Source organism: Kitasatospora sp. NPDC093558 (genome assembly GCF_040683475.1).
In the GTDB taxonomy this organism is placed as follows: Bacteria; Actinomycetota; Actinomycetes; order Streptomycetales; family Streptomycetaceae; genus Kitasatospora.
Genome location: NZ_JBFBDY010000412.1, coordinates 1 through 5,691 on the forward strand (window position 1 = coordinate 1; position 5,691 = coordinate 5,691).

Here is a 5,691-nt window from a genome sequence, read left to right on the forward strand (position 1 = left end):
GGCGGGCCGCTGCGCAGGGCGCCGCCCGCCCGGCCGAAGGCGCGGCCGGCGCCGCCGTAGCGGCCGCGGGGCGTGGCCCTCGGCGCGCGGTGGGCGGTGGCGCCCGCCGTCCGGCCGGAGCCGAGCAGGGCGCGCAGCGGGGCGAGGGTGTCGTTGCTGACGTAGCCGGCCCAGACGAGGTCCCACAGGGCCTCGACGACCTCGGGTTCGGGGGTCTCGTCGCCGTCGGCGCGGAGCCGCTCGACCAGCTGGCGGAAGAACAGGCCGTAGCCGCCGGTGAGGGCCGTCATCAGGGCGCCGTGCAGCGGGGTGACGGCGGGCGGGACGGGCTCGGGGCGCAGCAGGTGGGCGTTCTCGGCCAGGTGGAGGCTGATCCAGCCGTCCTTGCCGGGCAGGGCGCCGGCGCCGCACCAGCCGAGCTCGCCGGCCGCCATCAGCTCGTCGAGCAGGCCGGGGGAGAAGTCGGCGAGGCGGGCCGGGAGGATCAGCTTCTCCAGGGCGGAGGCGGGCAGGGCGGTGCCCTGGAGCTGTTCGACCACCCGGAGCAGGCCGTCGGCGCCGCGCAGGCGGTGGCCGGCGAGGTGCTGCCACTGGGGGAGGAAGGCGGCCAGGGCGCGCGGCGGGACGGGCTCGACCTCCTGGCGCAGGGCGGCCAGGGAGCGGCGGCGCAGGCGGCGCAGGACCTCGGCGTCGCACCACTCGACGGTGGCGGTGTGGCCTTCAAGAGGTGCAGCGCGAAGCGCTTCCGAAGAAGGGTGGTGGCGGGCGGCGGGTGGGAGGAATTCGCCCTGGACGAGGCGGCCGGTGGCGGTGAGGCGGTGCAGGACGCCGGTGACGACGGCGGTGCCGAGGCCGAGGCGGGCGGCGGCCTCGGCGGCGGTGAACGGGCCGTGGGTGCGGGCGTGCCGGGCGAGGAGGTCGCCGAGGGGGTCCTTGACCGGTTCGGTGAAGGCCTCGGGGACGCCGACCGGCAGCGGGGTGCCGAGGGCGTCGCGCAGCCGTCCGGCGTCCTCGATGGCGGCCCAGCGCTGCTCGCCGGCGATCCGCACCTGGATGACCCGGCGGGCGGCCTCCAACTCCAGGGCCCAGAGCGGTTCGGCGCCGCGCGCGGTGAGCTCGGCCTCGCTGAGCGGGCCGAGCAGGCGCAGCGCGTCGGCGACGCCCTCGGCGTCCTTGATCCGGCGCTCGGGGGTGAGGCGCTGGAGCTCGGCCTCCAGCTCGGCGAGGACCTGCGGGTCGAGCAGTTCGCGCAGTTCGGCCTGGCCGAGGAGCTCGGAGAGCAGCCGGGAGTCGAGCGACAGGGCAGCGGCGCGGCGCTCGGCGAGCGGGGAGTCGCCCTCGTAGAGGAACTGGGCGACGTAGCCGAAGAGCAGGGAACGGGCGAACGGGGAGGGCTCGGGGGTGGTGACCTCGACCAGGCGGACGGCGCGGGATTCGAGGTCGCCCATCAGCTCGACCAGTCCTGGCACGTCGAAGACGTCCTGGAGGCACTCCCGGACGGCCTCCAGGACGATCGGGAAGGAGCCGTACTCGGAGGCGACTTCGAGGAGTTGGGCGGCGCGCTGGCGCTGCTGCCAGAGCGGTGTGCGGCGGCCGGGGTTGCGCCGGGGGAGCAGCAGGGCGCGTCCCGCGCACTCGCGGAAGCGGGAGGCGAACAGGGCGGAGCCGCCGACCTGGTCGGTGACGAGCTGTTCGATCTCGCCGGGGTCGAAGAGGGCGGCGTCGGCGCCGACCGGGGCGTCGTCGCCCGAAGTGGTCGCGTGCGAAAGGCCGGAGGGGCTGCTGAAATCGAAGTCGGGGGCGAGCAGGTCCGCGTCGGGGAGGCGGAGCACGATGCCGTCGTCGGCGTGCATGACCTGCGGGTCGAGGCCGTGCTTCTCGCGCAGCCGGGCGCCGAGGGCGAGGGCCCAGGGGGCGTGCACCTGGGCGCCGAAGGGGGAGTGGATGACGATCCGCCAGTCGCCGAGTTCGTCGCGGAAGCGCTCGACGACGATCGTGCGGTCGTCCGGGAGGTGGCCGCAGGCGGTGCGCTGTTCGGCGAGGTAGTCGAGCAGGTTGCCGGCGGCCCAGTCGTCCAGGCCGGCCCGCTTGAGGCGCTCGGTGGCGGCCGCGGGGTCGAGCGCGCCCAGTTCGCGGGTGAACGCGCCGAGGGCGCGGCCGAGTTCGAGCGGGCGGCCGAGGGTGTCGCCCTTCCAGAACGGGAGCCGGCCCGGGACGCCGGGGGCGGGCGTGACGAGGACCTTGTCGTGGGTGATCTCCTCGATCCGCCAGGACGTGGTGCCGAGGGTGAAGACGTCGCCCACGCGGGACTCGTAGACCATCTCCTCGTCGAGCTCGCCGACGCGACCGCCGCCCTTTTTCGGGTCGGTGCCGGCGATGAAGACGCCGAACAGGCCGCGGTCGGGGATGGTGCCGCCGGAGGTGACGGCGAGGCGCTGGGCGCCGGGGCGGCCGGTGACGGTGCCGGCGACGCGGTCCCAGACCAGGCGGGGGCGCAGCTCGGCGAAGGCGTCCGAGGGGTAGCGGCCCGCGAGCATGTCGAGCACCGCGTCGAAGGCGGACTGCGGGAGGGAGGCGAACGGCGCGGCGCGGCGGACCACGGCGAGCAGGTCGTCCACCGGCCAGGTGTCCAGCGCCGTCATGGCGACGAGCTGCTGGGCGAGGACGTCCAGCGGGTTGCGCGGGACGCGCAGGGCCTCGATCCGGCCGGCCCGCATGCGTTCGGTGACCACCGCGGACTGGACGAGGTCCCCGCGGTACTTGGGGAAGAAGACGCCGGTGGAGACGGCGCCGACCTGGTGGCCGGCCCGGCCGACCCGCTGGAGGCCGGAGGCGACCGAGGGCGGGGACTCGACCTGGACGACCAGCTCGACGGCGCCCATGTCGATGCCCAGTTCCAGGCTGGAGGTGGCGACCACGGCGGGCAGCCGGCCGGCCTTCAACTCCTCCTCGACCAGTGACCGTTGTTCCTTGGAGACGGAGCCGTGGTGGGCCCGGGCGAGGACCGGCGGGACGCCCCTGGCCGCGCCGGAGCCGCCCATCAGCTGGGCCGGGGCGTGCGCCTCGGGGGCGGCGGCGCCGGTGGCGCGCTCGTGGGCGATCTCGTTCAGCCGGTTGCACAGGCGCTCGGCGAGGCGGCGGGAGTTGGCGAAGACGATGGTCGAGCGGTGCGCCTGGACGAGGTCGACGATCCGCTCCTCGACGTGCGGCCAGATCGAGGCTTGGCGCTGCGGATCGCTGTCCGAGGACCCGCCGGTGGCGGGGGCGGCGGGCAGGTCGTCCAGGTCGGGGACGGGGACGACGACCGAGAGGTCGAACTCCTTGGCGGCGGCGGGCTGGACGACGACGGCGCCGCGCTGCGGGCTGAGGAAGCGGGCCACCTCCTCGACCGGGCGGACGGTGGCGGACAGGCCGATCCGGCGGGCCGGGCGGTCCAGCAGCTCGTCCAGGCGCTCCAGGCTGAGCGCGAGGTGCGCGCCGCGCTTGGTGCCGGCGACCGCGTGGACCTCGTCGAGGATCACCGTGTCGATGCCGCGCAGCGCCTCCCGGGAGGCCGAGGTGAGCAGCAGGAACAGCGACTCGGGGGTGGTGATCAGGATGTCCGGCGGGTGGGTCGCGAAGCGCCGGCGGTCGGCGGCGGGGGTGTCGCCGGAGCGGATGGCGACCTGGATGTCCGGCTCGGGCAGGCCGCGCCGGACGGCGGCCTGGTGCAGCCCGGTGAGCGGGGCGCGGAGGTTGCGCTCGACGTCCACGGCGAGGGCCTTGAGCGGCGAGACGTAGAGGACCCGGCAGCGGCGCTTGGTCTCGGCGGGGGGCGGGGTGCTGCTCAGCCGGTCCAGCGCGGAGAGGAACGCGGCGAGCGTCTTGCCGGAGCCGGTGGGGGCGACGACGAGGACGTCCGTCCCCCGGCCGATGGCGCGCCAGGCCTCCGCCTGGGCGGTGGTGGGCGCGGGGAAGGCGCCCGTGAACCAGGCCCGGGTGGCCGGGGCGAATCCGGCCAGCGGGTCGGCCGGCGGTCCGTCCGTCCGGCCGTCCGACGGGCCGTCCGGTGGGGTCTGCTGCTGGGGCGCCATGCCCCCATGGTGCCGGGTGGGACCGACAACCGGGGGTGTGGCGGGCGGGCGCCCGAGGGGTGCGGTGAGGCGGTGTAGTTAAAGGAGCAAAAAAGACAATCCGCTCATATGGTGATGATTCAGGGCCATGATCACCCGCGAGCCCGCGGGACCGACGAGCGGAGACCGTGCGATGGCGCAGGTGCACCCGTCCGGAACCGGTCCCGCCCGCGCCGCCCGCCGCCGGGTCCGCGGGCCAGTCCGGGCCCTGTTCGCGATGCTGCTCACCGCGCTCGTAGTGGGCGGCGCCGTGCCGTACGTGTCCGGGAACGGCCGGGCCTACCTCAGCTACCTGGTGCTGGCCGAGCGGGACGACGCCGCCGGCGCGGCCCGGGCCGGGGCGGAGACCCGCGCGGCGGGCGGGCAGGTGGTCGAGGAGTACCCGCAGATCGGGGCCGTGCTGGCGTACGCGGCCGGCGGCTTCGCGGACAAGGTGCGGGCCAGGCCCGGGATCGCCGCCGTCGGGGCCACCCGCACCGCGCCCGTGGTCGGCCCGCCGCGGCCGCTCGACGGCGCCGGGGACTTCGCGGCGGGCACCGAGCGCGCCGGGCGCAGCAGCGCGGACCGGGCCGGCGGGGCGGAGCGGGCTGGTGGGGCGCAACAGACGGGTGGGGTGGAGCGGGCCGGTGGGGCGCAACGGGCCGGGGGGACCGACACCGCCGAACTGTCCGAGCGGCAGGAGGACACCACCCTCACCGTGCCCGACCCCGGTGAGCGCGACGCATGGAACCTCGCCATGCTCGGCGCGCCCGGCGCCCGGGCCGGCGACGCGACCGCCGCGCCCGGCGGGCCCGCCGCCGCGGCCGGGCCGACGCCGGACGCGCTGCACAAGGTGCTCGTGGCGGTGCTCGACTCCGGCGTCGACGACACCCACCCCGACCTCAGGGCCGCCGTCGACCCGAGGGCCTCGGCCTCCTGCGCCGACGGCCGACCCGACCCACGCAGCGGCTCGTGGCGGCCCGACCCCGGAGTCGGCGAGAGCGGCCACGGCACCCACGTCGCCGGGATCGTCGGCGCCATGCGGGACGGCCGGGGCGTCACCGGGGTCGCGCCGGGCGTGCGGATCGCCGCCGTGCGGCTGCTCGGGCCGCTCGGCCAGTACTACGCGGAGAACATCGTGTGCGGCATGCTCTGGGCCGCCGACCACGGCGCCAGGGCGATCAACAACAGCTACTTCGCCGACCCGTGGAAGTACAACTGCCCGGAGGACCGCGACCAGGCCGCACTGGTCGCCGCCGTCGGCCGGGCCGCCGCCTACGCCCAGCGCAAGGGCGCCGTCGTGGTCGCCTCGGCGGGCAACGACGGGCAGGACCTCGGCGCGGCCAGGACGGACGAGCGCAGCCCGAACGACCGGGTCTCCGGCCCCGCGCAGTCCCGCCGCCTGGGCACCGAGTGCATCCGGCTGCCCGGCGAACTGCCGGGCGTCGTCACCGTCACCGCCGTCAACCGGGACGGCCGCCCGTCCTCCTACTCCAACTACGGGCGCGGCAGGGTCTCGCTGGCCGCGCCCGGCGGGGACCCGGACGCGCGGAACGGGCGGGTCTGCTCGGTGCCGTACTCGGAGAACCAGCCGAGCTCG

Annotated in this window: 2 protein-coding genes; one reads left to right on the forward strand and one right to left on the reverse strand. The window is 76.5% G+C overall.

Annotation, left to right across the window (positions count from 1 at the left end):
• On the reverse strand, nt 1–4,073 hold a 4,073-nt coding region (locus tag AB0O00_RS27760), incomplete at its 3' end, for an ATP-dependent helicase (protein WP_363656270.1).
• Nucleotides 4,074–4,245: 172 nt separating this feature from the next.
• On the opposite strand from AB0O00_RS27760, the gene AB0O00_RS27765 reads away from it, so the two are divergent.
• Nucleotides 4,246–5,691 (forward strand): S8 family serine peptidase (locus AB0O00_RS27765; RefSeq protein ID WP_363656272.1); only part of this gene is annotated, 1,446 nt, incomplete at its 3' end.